Annotated in this window: 17 protein-coding genes and 1 tRNA gene; 8 read left to right on the top strand and 10 right to left on the bottom strand. The window is 70.8% G+C overall.

What is annotated here, in order from left to right; all coding sequences use genetic code 11:
• Positions 1 to 15 precede the first annotated feature (15 nt).
• Positions 16 to 801 (bottom strand): transglutaminase family protein, encoded by a 786-nt coding sequence (locus M3B01_RS03960; protein WP_259789573.1) that lies wholly within the window; start codon positions 799 to 801, stop codon positions 16 to 18.
• Positions 802 to 1062: 261 nt separating this feature from the next.
• On the opposite strand from M3B01_RS03960, the gene M3B01_RS03955 reads away from it, so the two are divergent.
• The 5 genes from M3B01_RS03955 to M3B01_RS03935 all read left to right on the top strand — a co-directional run bounded on the left by M3B01_RS03955 (position 1063) and on the right by M3B01_RS03935 (position 5852).
• On the top strand, positions 1063 to 1812 hold the full coding sequence (locus tag M3B01_RS03955; protein WP_259789571.1) for a sugar phosphate isomerase/epimerase: 750 nt from the start codon (positions 1063 to 1065) through the stop codon (positions 1810 to 1812).
• Positions 1809 to 2918, top strand: a complete 1110-nt coding sequence (locus M3B01_RS03950) for a Gfo/Idh/MocA family protein (RefSeq protein ID WP_259789569.1) — start codon at positions 1809 to 1811, stop codon at positions 2916 to 2918. The genes M3B01_RS03955 and M3B01_RS03950 overlap by 4 nt, the downstream gene beginning before the upstream one ends.
• A 72-nt stretch (positions 2919 to 2990) precedes the next feature.
• On the top strand, positions 2991 to 4100 hold the full coding sequence (locus M3B01_RS03945) for a Gfo/Idh/MocA family protein (protein ID WP_259789634.1): 1110 nt from the start codon (positions 2991 to 2993) through the stop codon (positions 4098 to 4100).
• A 29-nt stretch (positions 4101 to 4129) separates the two neighbouring features.
• On the top strand, positions 4130 to 5128 hold the full coding sequence (locus M3B01_RS03940; RefSeq protein WP_259789567.1) for a sugar phosphate isomerase/epimerase: 999 nt from the start codon (positions 4130 to 4132) through the stop codon (positions 5126 to 5128).
• A gap of 79 nt (positions 5129 to 5207) precedes the next feature.
• The gene (locus M3B01_RS03935; RefSeq protein WP_259789565.1) at positions 5208 to 5852 is read left to right on the top strand and encodes a TIGR03085 family metal-binding protein; all 645 of its coding nucleotides are present in this window, start codon (positions 5208 to 5210) and stop codon (positions 5850 to 5852) included.
• A gap of 27 nt (positions 5853 to 5879) precedes the next feature.
• Here the strand turns inward: M3B01_RS03935 and M3B01_RS03930 are convergent, their stop codons facing one another.
• Complete coding sequence (locus M3B01_RS03930; protein WP_259789564.1) at positions 5880 to 6911, bottom strand: methyltransferase; 1032 nt, start codon at positions 6909 to 6911, stop codon at positions 5880 to 5882.
• Between the two features lie 119 nt (positions 6912 to 7030).
• Between M3B01_RS03930 and M3B01_RS03925 the strand changes: the two genes are divergently transcribed.
• Positions 7031 to 7822 carry a ParA family protein gene (locus M3B01_RS03925; protein ID WP_259789563.1) on the top strand — a complete coding sequence of 264 codons (792 nt, stop codon included), beginning with the start codon at positions 7031 to 7033 and terminating at the stop codon, positions 7820 to 7822.
• Positions 7823 to 7915: 93 nt separating this feature from the next.
• Here the strand turns inward: M3B01_RS03925 and M3B01_RS03920 are convergent, their stop codons facing one another.
• From M3B01_RS03920 to M3B01_RS03890, 7 genes are all read right to left on the bottom strand, one after another.
• Positions 7916 to 8500, bottom strand: coding sequence for a MerR family transcriptional regulator (locus M3B01_RS03920; RefSeq protein ID WP_193866641.1), 585 nt, complete (start codon positions 8498 to 8500; stop codon positions 7916 to 7918).
• Between the two features lie 127 nt (positions 8501 to 8627).
• On the bottom strand, positions 8628 to 9329 hold the full coding sequence (locus tag M3B01_RS03915) for a MerR family transcriptional regulator (RefSeq protein ID WP_259789562.1): 702 nt from the start codon (positions 9327 to 9329) through the stop codon (positions 8628 to 8630).
• 4 nt (positions 9330 to 9333) lie between these two features.
• Positions 9334 to 9777 (bottom strand): FHA domain-containing protein, encoded by a 444-nt coding sequence (locus M3B01_RS03910; RefSeq protein ID WP_259789561.1) that lies wholly within the window; start codon positions 9775 to 9777, stop codon positions 9334 to 9336.
• Positions 9778 to 9904: 127 nt separating this feature from the next.
• Entirely contained in the window at positions 9905 to 10657 is a 753-nt protein-coding gene (locus M3B01_RS03905; RefSeq protein WP_259789560.1) for a DUF881 domain-containing protein, read from the bottom strand.
• Positions 10654 to 10986, bottom strand: a complete 333-nt coding sequence (locus tag M3B01_RS03900; protein WP_259789559.1) for a small basic family protein — start codon at positions 10984 to 10986, stop codon at positions 10654 to 10656. The genes M3B01_RS03905 and M3B01_RS03900 overlap by 4 nt, the downstream gene beginning before the upstream one ends.
• Positions 10983 to 11987, bottom strand: coding sequence for a DUF881 domain-containing protein (locus tag M3B01_RS03895; RefSeq protein ID WP_259789558.1), 1005 nt, complete (start codon positions 11985 to 11987; stop codon positions 10983 to 10985). Before M3B01_RS03895 ends, M3B01_RS03900 begins: the two co-directional genes overlap by 4 nt.
• Before the next feature lie 79 nt (positions 11988 to 12066).
• The gene (locus M3B01_RS03890; RefSeq protein ID WP_259789556.1) at positions 12067 to 12768 is read right to left on the bottom strand and encodes a hypothetical protein; all 702 of its coding nucleotides are present in this window, start codon (positions 12766 to 12768) and stop codon (positions 12067 to 12069) included.
• 103 nt (positions 12769 to 12871) lie between these two features.
• Here M3B01_RS03890 and M3B01_RS03885 point away from each other — a divergent pair.
• Positions 12872 to 12945, top strand: a tRNA-Pro gene (locus tag M3B01_RS03885).
• Here the strand turns inward: M3B01_RS03885 and M3B01_RS03880 are convergent.
• On the bottom strand, positions 12937 to 13350 hold the full coding sequence (locus M3B01_RS03880) for a hypothetical protein (RefSeq protein ID WP_311203194.1): 414 nt from the start codon (positions 13348 to 13350) through the stop codon (positions 12937 to 12939). The genes M3B01_RS03885 and M3B01_RS03880 overlap by 9 nt on opposite strands.
• A gap of 31 nt (positions 13351 to 13381) precedes the next feature.
• Between M3B01_RS03880 and M3B01_RS03875 the strand changes: the two genes are divergently transcribed.
• The gene (locus tag M3B01_RS03875) at positions 13382 to 15787 is read left to right on the top strand and encodes an exo-alpha-sialidase (RefSeq protein WP_259789554.1); all 2406 of its coding nucleotides are present in this window, start codon (positions 13382 to 13384) and stop codon (positions 15785 to 15787) included.
• Positions 15788 to 16113 lie beyond the last annotated feature (326 nt).

Below are 16113 nucleotides of genomic sequence, written 5' to 3'. Positions count from 1 at the left end.
TGCCGGTCAGGCCGATCAGCGCAGCTGGACGGTCTGCTCCCAGTTCTCCTCCGGCAGGCCAGGGTTCGCGACCGCGTTGACGCGGATCCCCGTCAGCTTCAGCCTGCCCGCCAGCGTGGTCATGAAGGCCGTGTCGGCCGCATCCTGACCGGTGGCGATGCGCACCATGGAGGCGCGCGGCGCCAGGTGGGTCGCATCGACCACCACCCACTGCTCGTCCACCAGCGCCTCCACGGCCAGGTGGAAGTCCATCGGGGACAGGCCCGGGGCGTAGGCGGACACGCAGCGCGAGGGGATCCCACCGGCCCGCAGCAGCGTCGAGGTCAGGTGCGCGTAGTCCCGGCACACGCCCTGCCGCGCCACGTAGGTGCTGCGCGCGGAGTCGGTGACGGTGCTGGAGCCGGGCACGTAGTCCAGGTGCTGGTGCACCCAGGCCACCACCGCGTGGACCGCGGCCATCCCGGTGCGATCCCCCACCACCTCGGCGGCAACCTTGGTGAACTCGTCCACCTCGCAGTAGCGGGAGGGCCGCAGGTGCGAGGCCGCATCGGTGGGCTCCACGGTGGGCGGCTCCGCCTGGCCCACTCCGGTGGCCCTGTACCGCAGGCGCACCGTGCCCTCCGGCAGGTCCTTCAGCAGGTGCATGCGGTTGCCGAACCGGTCCCGGGTCTCCTCCACCGGGACGTCCCGGTCACCGATGGTCACCTCGAGCGTCTCCTGCTCGATGGGGGCAGCGGAGACGGCGAACAGCAGCGCCACCTCCGTCCCGTCGATCACGTCGAAGGTCAGGGCTGCGCTCACGTCTCGTTCCACCCCCTCAGTGTGCGCCATCCCCAGTCCTGTGCGCGCCCCGGCGAGTGGTCGTACTGGCAGGTATGCAGATCCGGGCAGGCGCGCAGATCCGTGAGGTGATCGACCTCGCCGAGGCCCGTCCATGGGGTCGGCTCCCCTGGGCGCGGCCGCCCGGATGTGACGAGTCCTGAAGGCTTTTGCCGGACCCCAGTTCAGAGCCATAGGGTTGTGTGATCCAGTTGACACCCCCGGCTTCGAGGAGTCACCCCCGTGGACATCTCCGTCCAGCTGTACAGCATCCGCCAGCGCCTGACCGATGACCCCACCGCCGCCCTGGCCCGCCTGGCCGAGATCGGCTTCACCCAGGTGGAGCCCTTCGCTCTCATGGACCACGTCGAGATGCTGCGCGAGCAGCTGCCGATGCACGGCCTGACCGCCCCTTCCACCCATGCCTCCCTGGTGAGCAGTGAGGACCCGGCACGCGTGTTCGAGGCCGCCGCCTCCCTCGGCGTGCGCACCGTGATCGACCCCTACGTGGACCGCGAGAAGTGGAACCAGGTCCCCGACATCAAGGCCACCGCTGACCGCCTCAACGAACTGGCCGGCATCGCCGCCGAGCACGGCGTGAACGTCGGCTACCACAACCACGACTTCGAGGCCCGCCCGATCTTCGAGGGCCGTTGCGGCCTGGAGGTCCTCGCCGACCACCTCGACCCCCGCGTGGTCCTTGAGCTGGACACCTTCTGGTGCGCTGTGGGTGGCACCGACCCGGCCGAGCTGTTGGGCCGGCTGGGACAGCGCGTCCAGCTGCTGCACCTGAAGGACGGGCCCTTCGAGGGCTCCACCGCCGATCAGCAGCCCCTGGGTCAGGGCGACATGGACGTTCCCTCCGTGCTCGCCGCCGCGGACTGGATCCAGACCGGCGTGATCGAGTTCGACGACTACAGCGGTGACGTGCTCGAGGCCATCGCCCGCTCCTATGCCCAGCTCGGCGAGTTCCAGCGAGGGGGCGCCCGATGACCACCCCTACCGGACCCGTCGGCGTCGGCATCATCGGTGCCGGCGTGATCGCCGCCCAGTACCTCACCCAGCTCGCCACCTTCCCCGACGTCGAGGTGCGCGCCATCGGCGACCTGAGGGCTGAGGCCTCCGCTGCTCGCGCCGAGGAGTACGGCATCCCCCACCACGGCGGGGTGGAGACCGTGCTGGACGATCCGGACGTCGAGATCGTCATCAACCTGACCATCCCGGCCGCCCACCACGCCGTCTCCAGCTCCATCCTCGAGGCCGGCAAGCACGTGTGGAGCGAGAAGCCGCTGACCACCAACCGTGAGGACGCCGCCGCCCTGCTGCGCCAGGCCTCCGAGACGGGCCTGCGGGTGGGGTGCGCCCCCGACACCGTGCTCGGTGCCGGCGTGCAGACCGCCCTGCGCACCTTGGCCTCCGGCGTGGTCGGCGAGCCCCGCTCCGCGGTAGCGCGCTTCCGCTCCCCCGGCCCGGAGTCCTGGCACCCCAACCCCGACTTCCTGTTCCAGGCCGGTGCCGGACCGCTCTACGACATCGGCCCGTACTACCTCACCGCCCTGGTGATGGCCTACGGCCCCGTCTCCTCCGTCAGCGCCGTCGGCTCCCGCGCCAGTGAGACCCGCACCATCGGCTCCGGGCCCCGCGCCGGGGAGTCCTTCGAGGTGGAGGTCCCCACCCACGTCAACGGCGTGCTGCGCTTTGCGAGCGGCACCACCGGCTCGGTCGAGTTCTCCTTCGACGACCCGATCGGGCGGCCGCCGGTACTGGAGCTGACCGGCTCCACCGGCACCATCGCCCTGCCGGATCCGAACGTGTTCGAGGGCCCCACCCTGATCGCCCAGCGCGGCGACGAGGACTGGACCGAGCACGAGGCCACCGGTGCGGTGACCGGGCGCGGCCTGGGTGTGCTGGAGATGGCCCGCGCCATTCGCGCAGGCCGCCCCCACCGCCTCACGGGGGAGCTGGCCGACCACGTCCTGGACATCATGATCAGCCTGGACGAGGCCACCGGCACCACCTCCGGCGTGGACCTGGCCTCCACCGTCAGCGCCCCGGCGCTGCTGGAGGAGGACTTCGACCCCCTCGCCGCGACGCTCTGATCGACCCGACCCCGAGGAGTAATCCCCGTGAACAGTCCCACCGTCCCCACCGACCGCCCACTGGGGGTGGCCATGATCGGCTACGCCTTCATGGGGCGGGCCCACTCCCAGGCATGGCGCACCGTCGGTGCTGCTTTCGATGTGCCCGAGGTGGCTCGCAGGGTCATCGTCGGCCGTGACGAGCAGGCCGTGGCCGAGGCCGCCCAGCAGCTGGGCTGGGAGGAGCACGCCACCGATTGGCGCGAGGTCGTCGCCCGCGACGACATCGACATCGTGGACATCTGCACGCCCGGCTTCCTCCACGCCGAGATCGCGATCGCGGCGCTCGAGGCCGGCAAGCACGTGCTGTGCGAGAAGCCCCTGGCCAACGACACTGCCGAGGCCGAGGCCATGGTCGAGGCGGCCGAGGCCGCGAAGGCCCGCGGTCAGGTCGCGGCCCTGGGCTTCACCTACCGTCGGGTCCCCGCCCTGGCGCTGGCCAGGCAGCTGGTGGCCGACGGGCGCCTGGGCAGCATCCGCCAGGTGCGCGCCTCCTACCTCCAGGACTGGCTGGTCGACGAGGACGCCCCGATGACCTGGCGCCTGCGCAAGGAGACCGCCGGCTCGGGAGCGCTGGGGGACATCGGCTCCCACGCGATCGACCAGATCCAGCACCTGACCGGGCAGCGCACCACCGCGGTGCGCGGCCGGCTGGCGACCATGATCCCGCAGCGGCAGGGCGAGGACGGCATGGAGCAGGTGACCGTCGATGACGCCGCCTGGGCCACCCTCGAGCTGGACGGAGGCGCGTTCGGCTCGGTGGAGGTCTCCCGGGTCGCCAACGGCGCGAAGAACCAGCTGCGCATCGAGCTGTTCGGCACGCAGGGCGCTCTGCGCTTCGAGCTCGAGAACCCCAACGAGCTGTGGTTCCTGGACTCCACCGCCCCCATTGCCGAGCAGGGCTTCACCCGCATCCTGGTCACCGAGCCGGAGCACCCCTACCTCGAGGCCTGGTGGCCGCAGGGGCACGTGCTGGGCTGGGAGAACGCCTTCACGAACCAGGCCCGTGACCTGCTGCTGGCGATCCGGGACGGCGAGGCCGCCGCCTACACCCCCGACTTCGCCGACGGGCTCGCGCTGCAGCGCGTGCTCGATGCGGTGATCGCCTCCGATGCGGCCGACGGCGCCACCATCCCCCTCTGACAGAGCCCTCTACCGAAGGAGAAGCAGCTATGGCACAGCACACCCTGTTCACCGGCCAATGGGCCGATCTCACCCTCGACGAGGTCGCCGAGCTCGCGGCCGGCTGGGGGTACGACGGCCTGGAGATAGCGATCTCCGGGGAGCACCTGGACGCCTCCCGCTGGGACGACGAGGACTACGTCGCCGAGCGTCTGGGCATCCTTAAGAAGCACGGCCTGAAGTGCTGGGCGATCTCCCACCACCTGGGGGGTCAGGCGATCTGCGATGACCCGATCGATTTCCGCCACCAGGCGATCCTGCCCCAGCGCATCTGGGGCGACGGCGACCCCGAGGGCGTGCGCCAGCGTGCCGCCGAGGACATGAAGGATGCCGCCCGGTTGGCCCAGAAGATGGGGGTGAAGACCGTCATCGGCTTCACCGGCTCCAAGATCTGGCAGTACGTGGCCATGTTCCCGCCGGTCGGGCAGGACGTCATCGACGCCGGCTACCAGGACTTCGCCGACCGCTGGAACCCGATCCTTGACGTGTTCGACGAGTGCGGGGTGCGGTTCGCCCATGAGGTGCACCCCTCCGAGATCGCCTACGACTACTGGACCACCAAGCGCACTCTGGAGGCCATCGGGAACCGGGAGGCGTTCGGGCTGAACTGGGATCCCTCCCACTTCATGTGGCAGGAGATCGACCCGGTCTCCTTCATCACCGACTTCGCGGACCGCATCTACCACGTGGACTGCAAGGACATCCGGGTGCGCACCACCGGTCGCAACACCCGCCTGGGCTCGCACCTGCCGTGGGGCGACCCGCGCCGCGGCTGGGACTTCGTGTCCTTCGGCCGCGGTGACGTCCCGTGGGACGCCTGCTTCCGGGCGCTGCGCTCCATCGGCTACGACGGCCCCATCTCCATCGAGTGGGAGGACGCCGGGATGGACCGCCTGCACGGTGCGAAGGAGGCCCTGGAGCATCTGCGCACCCTGGACTACCCCGTCTCCGAGACGTCCTTCGACGACGCCTTCAGCAACCAGAGCTGACAGTCGGAGCCGGCAGGGCGGTCACTCCCCCACCGCCGCATCAGGTGACGGTGCAGGGGCTGTCTCTAGGATGGGTGACATGAGCGACACATCAGCAGCCTCCCTGGTCCAGCGTGAGCGAGTTGCCCTCGCCGATCTCCTCGATGCCGGTGGCCCCGCGGCGCCGACGGTCCTTCCCGGATGGGAGGCCTCCGATCTGCTCGAGCACCTGCTGCTGCGCGAGCAGCGACCCGACCTGATGATCGGTCCGAAGCTTCCGGTCGCGCCTGTCGCCCGCAAGGCCCAGGAGGGCCTGGACGCGCTGCGTGCACTGCCCTGGGCACAGCGGGTGGGGAAGTTCCGCTCCGGCCCGCAGAAGTTCTCCCCCGTGCGGGTGCTGGACGGGCTGATGAACACGGTGGAGTACTTCATCCACATCGAGGACCTGCGCCGCGCTCGCCCCGACTGGGAGCCGCGCGAGCTCGCCGCCTCCGACCAGGCCCAGCTCTGGTCCGGCCTGCGCCGCATGGCCCGCCTGCTGGTGAAGGCCGACGTGGAGGTGACCCTGATCTCCCCCCACGGCTCGGTGCGCATCCCCACCAGGAACGCCCGTGGCGCGGTGAGCGTCCACGGCCGGCCCTCCGAGCTGCTGCTGTGGGCGTTCGGCCGGGAGCACGCTCAGGTGAGCCTGCAGGGCGAGGACTCCGCGCTGCAGGCGTTGGAGGGCGCCCGGCGAGGGTTCTGAGCGCGAGCCCTGCCGCTGCCCGCCGTCTCAGCGGCGCAGCAGGAACAGGCGCGGGTGGTGACCCTTCTGGAAGAAGCGGTGCTCCCGTTCCAGCCTCCAGGCGCCGGGCTCGTCCACCTGCGCCTGGAGCACCTGCTTCATCCGGCGGATCTCATGGGTGAGCACTCCCAGGCGGGCGGAGGGCGCAGCGAGGACGGCGGCGCGGCGCAGCAGGTCCGCGTGCAGCTGCTCGTTGGTGGCGTGCTCACCGTGCAGGGTGCCCCATGGCGGGTTGGTGAGGATCCGGGTGAAGCCCGCCTCCACGGGGGCCGTGAGCACATCACCGGTGATCCAGTCGATGCGGCCCTTGCGCCGGGCAGCACGTTGATGCGCACGGGCGGCCTCGATCGCCGTGGGATCCAGGTCCACGCCCACGGCGCGGGCCGGGGCGACCTGGTGCAGCTGCTCCACCAGGAAGGTCCCGGATCCACAGGTCATGTCGAGCAGCTCGTCGCCTGCACCGATCACCATCTGGTCCAGGACGGTGGCCGCGATGGTGGCGTTGACGGCGCCGGGGTAGTTCACCGTGCGCCACGGCCGGGTGGAGAGAGGTCGGGGTGTGGTGCGCAGCAGCAGCTGCCAGGACTCTCCCGCGCCCGTTGCGCCACGGCGCACCCGCAGCAGCAGATCGCCCTCCTCGTCCACGGGCACCCGGGCAAGTTCCGCCACGGCCTCGGCGATGCGCTGCATCTCGGTGCTGTCGGCTCCCGCTGCGGCGAGCCGCAGGCCGGTGAAGCGCTGCCGGGGGCGCTGGCGGCCGAGGTCCTCGATCAGGGCCGACACCTGCTGCAGCACGGAGGTCTCCAGCAGCTCGCGGGGACGGCGCGCCGGGACGGTCACTGTGGTGTACGCGGCGACCACGCGCCGCAGCCCCCGTACGGCGTCCAGATCTGCGGTGGCCAGGACCAGCTCCGTGGGTGAAACCGTGCCCACGGCCCCGAGCTGTTCGGCCTCGGCGCGGGCACTGGCCGCGCAGCCCTCGAGAACCTCGAGGACCAGCTGATGCTCGATCTGGGGCATGGGGTCTCCTGGGGCAGTGGGGTGGGGGTGGGCACGCAGCGCTCGGGGTGACGCGGTCGTAGCAGGCTATCGCTTGGTCTGCGCGGGAGCAGTGCCGGGTGGTCGGTAGACTGCGGGGCGTGTTCATCGTGAGTGTGTGTTCCCTCAAGGGCGGGGTCGGCAAGACCTCTGTCACCCTGGGCCTGGCGTCCGCTGCTCTCCACCAGGGCGTCAACACGCTGGTGATCGACCTGGATCCTCAGGGGGACACCACGCTGGGCCTGCTGGGTGAGCCGGCCACCGGCCCGGACGTCGCCGAGGTGCTCTCCTCGCCTCGCACCGAGACCGTGGATCGGGCGATCCGCCCCACCCCGTGGTCGAAGGACGAGCGCTCCCATCTCGACGTGATCCCCGGTTCAGCACGCTCTTCGGTGATGGACTCCCCCGCCCCGGCACCCCGGGACCTGCGGCGCCTGCGGGATGCACTGGACCGGCGCACCCACCAGTACGACCTGGTGCTGATCGACTGCCCGCCCTCGCTGAACGGTCTCACCCAGACGGCTCTGGCCGCCTCGGACCGCTCCCTGGTGGTGGCCGAGCCCGGCTTCTTCGCCGTCACCGCCGCCGATCGCGCTCTGAAGCTCTCGGTTGAGATGCGCGAGGAGGATCTTGCGCCCCGACTGATCCCCCTGGGCCTGGTGGTCAACCGGTACCGCCCGCGCTCGGTGGAGCACCAGTACCGCCTGGCGGAGCTGCGCGACCTGTTCGGCGACAAGGTGCTGGAGCCGGTGATCGAGGAGCGCGTGGGCCTGCAGCAGGCGCAGGGCGGTGCCGTGCCCCTGCACCGCTACGAGGGCGCCTCCGGCAAGCGCCTCACGGAGGACTTCGATGCCCTGCTGCGCACGGTGATGGACTCCCGCCAGCTCTCCTGAGCGCGCCGGCACGGACCGCCACCCATCCGCGCAGCCGCACAGAACGGCGAGCCCCCTTCCCCGGGGCTCGCCGTTCTTCGTGGTGCGGGGGGCTCAGCCGGCCTGGCGGGCGCGGCGGCGGGCCGCCAGCTCGTCCTGCAGGGCCAGGGTGGCGTCATCGGCCGGGTCGACGCTGGGCAGCACGGCCAGCTCGGTCTCGACTTCGCGCCACACGCGGCCCACGGCGATGCCGAACACGCCCTGGCCGCCCTGGACCAGGTCGAAGACGTCCTCGGCGGAGGTGCACTCGTACACCGAGGCACCATCGCTCATCAGGGTGATCTGGGCGAGATCGTCGATGCCGCGCTCGCGCAGGGCGGCGACGGCAACGCGGATCTGCTGGAGGGAGACACCGGTGTCCAGGAGGCGCTTGACCACCTTCAGCACCAGTACGTCGCGGAAGCCGTACAGGCGCTGGCTGCCGGAGCCGGACGCGGCGCGCACCGACGGCTCGACCAGCCCGGTGCGGGCCCAGTAGTCCAGCTGGCGGTAGGTGATGCCGGCGGCCTTGCAGGCGGCGGGACCGCGGTAGCCGAGCTCACCGGGCGTGTCGACGACCTCGTCGAACAGGACGCCCTGCGCAGGCTCGGCAGGCACGGTGGATTGAGCGGTGCGATCGTCGCCTCGACTGGCGTTCACATTGACCTCCGGGATTCGGCTCCTGACGGGGAAGGAGAGGAGCTCCCCGTCAGAGTAGCGCCTTCGGGCGTCCCACCGACAGCAACTCGCCGGTTCCAGGTCACGGCTCGGTGACGGTCCGACGTGCTCAGCGGCCCCGCAGCTTCGACCGCAGCAGTGCGCTGTGCAGGCCGATCATGGATTCGCCAAGGTCCCGTGCGAGATCCTCCGCGCCCCCGCGGGCGGCCGGGTCGCCGGGCCTCGACAGGGGGCGCGCGATGGAGTTGATCATGTGCGCCTCCCTCTCGGCGGAGGTGCGCAGCATCACCAGGTGCCGCGGATGCAGGCCCACATCGGCCAGGCGCCGGGCGGCGGTGGTGATCTCCAACTCCGCGGCTCCGTAGAACAGCAGCCCGTCGGCCAGCAGACCGTACTGCTCCAGCTCGGTGAGGAACTCCTCGTCGACCCGGGCCTGCTCCGCGAGCCCCCGGCGGTCCAGGCGCACCGCCTGGATCTGTGCACTGGGGCCGGGCCTGGAGGCGATCGAGGTCACCGTGGAGCTGGCCGCAGCGTCGACACCGTGCTCGAGCAGGTGCTCCTTGATCACCTTCAGCGGCCAGAAGCGGTCCCGCTGGGCACGCAGCACGAACAGCAGGCGGTCGACGTCCGCCCGGGAGTACTTGCGGTAGCCGGACGCGGTGCGCTCCGGCTCGATCAGGCCCTCGGCCTCGAGGTAGTGGAGCTTGGAGTGCGCCAGGTCCGGGAACTCGTCGCGCAGCAGATCGAGGACCTGGCCGATGCTCAGCCGTGCGGGCCCCGAGCTCGGCCTGCGCGATGCGGAGGCCGGCACCGGGTCAGCCCTTCCCGTGGAAGGGGTGGTAGGTCAGGCGGTACTTGCCGATCTGGACGTCCTGACCGGGCTCGAGGTGGGCCTCGTCCACTCGCTCACGAGCCACGTACGTGCCGTTGAGGGAGCCCAGGTCCCGTACCAGGAAGCCGGCGCCGTCCCGCACGAAGGCGGCGTGCTTGCGGGAGACGGTGACGTCGTCCAGGAAGATCTCGCTGTTGGGGTGGCGGCCGGCGATGGTGGTCTCGGCGTCCAGCAGGAAGCGGGCACCCATGTTCGGGCCCTTGCGGACGATCAGCAGGGCGCTGTCCGGGGGCAGGTTGTCGATCGCCGCGCGATCCTGGGACGTGATGCCGGCATCGCCGTCGTCGGCCGGATCGACGGGCGAGATCGCACTCAGCTGCGACGTGTGATCCAGATTCGTGTCGTTCCACTCGGTATTGTCCGACACCGCGCACCCCTTCCCTGATCAGCGGTCTGCCCGGGGACGGTACTTGCACCGGGCGCCGCCCATCAATCTTCGCACGACACCGGGGGCGGGGCGAGCAGAATCAGCCCTCACCGCCAGGATTTGACGATCACTTGACCACCTGGGAATGCGTGGGTTCTGCCAGCTCGCGCACCGCGTCGATCCGCAGCTCGTCCTCCGCGCGAACGGTGAAGGTGCCCCCCGCGGAGGAGACGGAGTCCGCAGCCCCGCCAGGGATCTTCAGGGCAGGCTCCATGACGGTCGGGTCGCCGATGGCGCGGATGACGTAGGGCGAGGGGATCTCGGTGCCGTCCACGACGATGCCGCCGTCGGCCCCGGCGGTGATGGAGGTGGAGGCGATCACCCGCACCGGCCCGATCTGCAGCACCTCCGCACCCGCGTTGCGCAGCTCCTGCACGACGCCGAGCACGATCCCGGTGGAGACGCTCCCGGCGGGATCGGAGATGGTGACGTGCACGCCGCGGCCCTCCGCGGGCACAGTACCGGCCAGGATCTCCAGGTCCTCAAGGCGCTCGGCGGCGGCGCTCTGCGCGGCGGCATCGTCCTCCTGTCCCGCTTCCAGGGAGGCCAGGGTGCGGTCCAGCTCAGCGTTCTCGTCCTCGAGAGAATCGACGTGGCGACCGGACTCGTCCAGCAGGCGCAGCAGCTCCTGCTGGGAGGCGCCCTGCAGCGAGTCCTCCTCGCGCTGGCCCACCTGCGCCGCGATCGACAGCCCCAGTAGGAAGCACAGCAGGCCCACGATCAGCTGGGAGAGGGTGGCCCGCGGAGCGAGGGTGCCGCGCAGGTTGCGCCAGGCCCGGCGCTGCTGGCCGTGGGACTCGGGGATGCGGGTGCCGGTCATGACCGCAGCAGGCGGCGACGGATCGCTGCCGCGTTGGAGAAGATGCGGATGCCCAGCACCACGATCACGGCGGTGGACAGCTGTGCCCCCACGCCCAGCTGATCCCCCAGGAACACCAGGAACGCTGCGATCACCACGTTGAACAGGAACGAGGTGATGAACACGTGGGAGTCGAAGGCGCCGTCGAGGGCTGCGCGCAGACCACCGGCGAGAGTGTCCAGGGCCGCCACCACGGCGATCGGCAAGTAGGGCTGCAGGAACACGGGCACGTCGGGCTGGAGCACCACCCCGATGATCACGCCCAGCAGCAGGCCGATGATGGCGATCATGGGTTCTCCCCCTCGGAGTCGTCGGTGGATGCGCTGCCCTCGGGCACGGCGCCGCGCTCGGGCTCCACACCGGAGGCCTCCCGCAGCGTTGCCGCGGTGCGGGCCGGGACGGTGAGCTCCTCCCCCGCCTCCCAGGACAGGCGGATGCCGAACCGCGTGGACAGGCCACTGAGGTAGGTGCCGTCCTGGCTCTGCTCGAACCCGGAGCGCAGCTCGGCGCTGTCGCCGAGCGCGGTGACCTGGTAGGGCGGTGAGAGGGGCCGGAAGTCCACCAGGACGGCATCGCCCGCGCGGCGGATGGCGCTGGTGGAGGTGATGCGCTGGCCGTTGATGGAGACGGCCTCGGCGCCGGCGGCCCACAGGCCGTTGACCGCGATCTGCAGGTCGCCGTCGGTGACGCGGTTGACCACGCCTCCGGTGGTGCCCGGCTCGGCGGGCAGCGGTGCGGAGTCATCGACGGTGAGCACCACGCCCGGCCCGGTCATGGGGACTGCGCCGGTGGCGCGCTCATAGGCGGCCAGGCGATCACCGGCGCCTGCATCTCCGCTCTCGAGCACCTGCTGCTGGAGCTCGGCGATCCTCTCGATGGTCTCGTCGCGATGGGTCTCGAGGTCATCGGCCTCGCTGCGCGATTCGATCACGCGCTGCTGGAGCTGGGCGCGGGGGCTGTCCTCCCCGGAGGCGGCCTCGCGCAGATTCGTCACCGAGACCGCGACCACGAAGCCGAGCACCACCGCTGCGATCGCTGTCAGCGTGCGCGTGGTGGGGGTGTCGATGAGCTCCTCGTCCTCGTGGCTGTCCTCGGTGCCGCGCAGGGCGTCGACGTCGAGCGGGTTGGAGGTGAGGGCGCGCAGCAACGACATCGGTGAGTACGGGGTCTCACCGTGCGGGGTCATGGGCCGTTCGCGCCGATCACCGGTGGAGGCCGCGGCGACCTCCGGCTGCTCGGGCGGCTCCGGCGGCACTCCCCCAACGGGCGTGTCGGACTGCTCGGCATGCATACCTGCACACTAGCCCCCGGGGTGGACGCAACAGCGGTCCCACGCAGGCGGGGCGGGCATCGCAGGTCCCGGGAGTCGATCAGACGCGCGGCACCTTCAGATCGTCATCGGGAAGAGAGCTCAGGTCGAGCCTGCCGGCGTCGGGAGTGCCGGGCGCGCGGGCCAGCAGCACGAAGCGACTCGCGGTCGCCTCCAGCGGGCCGTCCTCGAAGCGCGCGGCGAGCCGCGCCAGGGCATCCTCGAGACCGGGAGCGTCCGGGTGTGGTGTGGGCAGCCACGGCATGCGGGCCGCGTAGCGCAGCAGCGCCTCGGGCTCCTCGAAGGTGTAGTGCCCGCGGTGCGCGTCGGCCCGCTCGATGGTGAGACCGGAGCGCACCAGTGCGTTCTCCATCTCCATCAGTGACACGGTGGGAGCGGCGGGCTGGGCCGAGGGGCCGCTGAGCGCGCAGAGCTCCTCGCGCACTTCGGCGAGGTCGTCGCTGCCGGCCTGCTCGGTCAGGAAGGTGCCGTCGGGCTGCAGCAAGGAGGCGATCTCACCGGCGTCGATCCCACGGAAGCGGCTCACCACCAGGTCATAGGTGCCGGCGTTGGCATCGGGGAGATCCTCCCCCAGGTCCAGCACGCTGTCGGCGACCTGGCTGAGGTTGTCGACCTGCACCTCGAAGCGCCACGGGGCCTCGTGCTCGGTGAAGCCGGCGATCTCGGGCGCGGAGTGGTCCTTCGCCTGGGCCTCCTCGGCCACCACGCGACTCCACCGCTGCAGACGATCCTTATCGACCATGCTCCGCCTTCCGTAGGGTGCCGCAGGTCACGGTGCTCTCGATTCGCTCCCCGCCGTTCCTGCAGGGTACTATCGACGTCGGCCCTCCCGCCGTGGAGGGTTTCGGGCTGTGGCGCAGCTTGGTAGCGCACTTGACTGGGGGTCAAGGGGTCGCAGGTTCAAATCCTGTCAGCCCGACCGAAGAAGTAGCAGGCCACGGGCACTTTCCAGAATCTGGGAGGTGCCCGTCGGCATTCCCCCGCACGCTCGGTCGCACGGCGGTTGTGCTCGCACGCGAAGGGGCACCATGACCAGCACCAGCAACGCCGCCCCGGTGGCGATCACCGCCTGGGCGTGGCGCAGTGTCGGGGTGATGAACACGCCGCTCTTGCCGTCCTTCCAGATGCCGATGGTCGGCACGTCCACGCGGGTCGAGACCAGCTGCACGTCCGCGAGGCCCTGAGCGCGCACGGCGAGGGCCCCGCCCTCGGTGACGGCGGCGGCCACCTGCGCCATGGTCTCCGGGTGGCGCAGGGGCTCCCCCGGGTAGGCCTGGCAGGAGACGATCAGTCCGCTGCGCAGCGGTTCGATGAGCGAGTGCACGAGAGGTCCTTCCGGTCTGGGAGGATCAGGCATGGTCCACGCCGAGGAACCCGGAGCCTTCGAGGAGCAGCGCATCGCACTGGGAGGTGACGGTGCGTTCCCCAACTACCGCATCCCTGCGATCATCCAGCTGGAGGGCGGCGACCTGCTCGCCTCCTACGACGGTCGGCCCACCGGGATCGACGCCCCCGGCCCGAACTCCATCCTGCAGCGCCGCTCCACCGACGGCGGGAGGACCTGGGGAGAGCAGACGGTTGTCGCCCAAGGAGAGGACGGGGCCCAGAAGATCGGGTACTCCGATCCCTCCTACGTGTACGACCGCGAGACCGGGACCCTGTTCAACTTCCACGTGTTCTCCAAGGACACCGGGTTCTGGAACAGCGCCTATGGCAACGACGACGCCGACCGCTCGGTGATGAGCGCCTCCGTCTCGATCTCCACCGACGGCGGGCACACCTGGACCAAGGAATCGGTCACCGAGGTGGTCAAGCCCCCGGAGGTGCGCGCCACCTTCGCCACCTCCGGTCACGGCATCCAGATCCGCCACGGCGAGCACGCCGGCCGCCTGGTCCTGCAGTACGCCGGCGCGTTCTCGGACGGCACCGTGAAGGCCTACTCGGTCTATTCCGACGACCACGGGCAGACCTGGCAGATGGGCACACCCGTCGGCACCAACATGGACGAGAACAAGGTGGTGGAGCTCTCCGACGGCACCTTGATGCTGAACTCGCGCATGCACTCCGGCGGCAGCGCTCGGTACGTCGCCTACTCCTCCGACGGCGGCGAGACCTGGTCCGAGCCCGAGGTGGACCACACGCTCACCGATCCCCGCAACAACGCCGCGATCATCCCCATGAACCCCGATGCCACGGCCGGCAGCCCCGAGGCCAAGGAGCTGCTGTTCTCCAACGCGAACAGCACCACCGGGCGTCAGAACGGGACCGTGCGCTACTCGTGCGATGACGGCGCCACCTGGCCGGTGGCGAAGGTGTTCCAGTCCGGTGCGACCTCATACTCGGATCTGGTCGCGCTGCAGGACGGCACCTTCGGGGTGCTGTACGAAGCGGCGAACAGCGAGATCCGCTACGGCGCCTTCGACAAGGCGTGGCTGAACCCGTTCTGCGCGGCATTCTCCCCCGCCGCGGCCGGCCTCGATGCCGGTCAGAGCACCGAGCTGGAATTCACCGTGCGCAACGATGATCAGGTGGCGCTGCCCGCCGGCACCGCCACCGCGTCCTTCCCGGCTGGATGGACCGCGGGGACCGTCGAGCTGCCTGCCCTGGATCCTGGCGAGTCCACCCAGCTGCGCATCCCAGTGACCGCCCCGGCCTTCGCCCAGGTGGGGGTCACCCGTGGTGAGATCCAGGTGAGCGCGGGCAGCTACGCACTGCGCGGCGATGCGGAGATCACCGTGGAGCAGGGGGCCCCGGCCATGCTGGGCGCCCAGATCACCGGTGAGCGCAATGATGCCGGGCGCGATCTCGCCGCCGATCCGTACGGCGAGGGCGATCAGGTGCCGTACCGCTTCCGTGTGCAGTCCACCTCGAACGTCTCGCAGACGGTCACGCCGGTGTCCGGGAACCTCGCCCCGTTCGTGCCGCCGGAGCCCGGCAACTGCCGCTGGCGGAACCTGCCGGCCGGTGACGGCTACGACTGCCTCACCCCTCGCCACCTGGTCACCGCTGAGGAGGCGGCCGACGGGTTCTTCGTCCCCGACACCACCTGGGAGCTGACCGGCGGTGGTCTCGAGGCCGAGACCGTGCGCGTGGTCGGTGAGGAGGTGGACCTGCGGGTCCGCACCCCCGAGCTGGCCCTGGAGCGCTCCGTGATCCGCACCGTGGACGTGGACGGAGACGGGACCGACTCGGTGGGCGACACCATCGAGTACGCCGTGACCGCCACGAACAAGGGAAACGTGCGCCTGACCGGACTCACCGGCGCGGTCCAGGCCGAGCAGCTGGCCAGGGAGGAGACGGTTGCCGCGACCGGCACCTACACCCTCACCGAGGCCGACGTGGCCGCGGGCACGGCCACCCTCCCGTCGCTCACCGTGACCGCCGTCAACGGCGGGCTCGAGGCGACCGCCTCCGTCGATGCGCAGCCGGTGTCGCTGGAGGTCGCAGCGCCCGCAGAGCCGAAGCCGGAGCTGTCCCTGACCGGCACGGTGCACCCGTCGATCCGGGGAACGGACCAGGGCGACCTCGAGCTGCCGGGCGGGAAGGTCGAGCGCGGCTCCACGGTCCGGATCGCTGGTCTGGAGCCCGGCGCCTGGTATGGCACCACTTTTGCCGGCACCCAGCTAGGCGACTGGCAGCAGGCCGATGCCAGCGGCGCGATCACCGTCGCCCTCCCGGACACCCGGGGCGGGGCCGACACGTTCGCGGTGCATGCTGCCGACGGCTCGGTGCTGGGCTGGTCGCTCGTGAAGCTGCGCTGAGCCGTCTATCCGGCCAGCCCAGAGGGTCTCGTCGGTGATCTCGCAGTCCCTTGGGTCCGCGTTCACAACACCGGCAACGTACCGCTCACCCAGGTGCGGGTAACGAGTTCGACTGGAGAGCCGGGGAGCACGATTTCCCGCATAGAGCCCGGCCAGTCGGTCGTTGCGCGGAATCGTGACGAGTTGGGCCGCACACTCACTCCCACCGACACCGCAACGGGCAGCTGGGCACCGGTGCACACAGCCCGCGCGACCAGTACGGCGGGCGAGGCCGTCGGCTCGACTCCGCTCTCTCCCCTGGATCTGAGCTGACTCGAGTGGCCGAA

This window comes from Brachybacterium sp. p3-SID957, from assembly GCF_025144775.1.
GTDB lineage: Bacteria > Actinomycetota > Actinomycetes > Actinomycetales > Dermabacteraceae > Brachybacterium > Brachybacterium epidermidis.
This window is presented reverse-complemented; position numbering and strand designations above follow the sequence as displayed.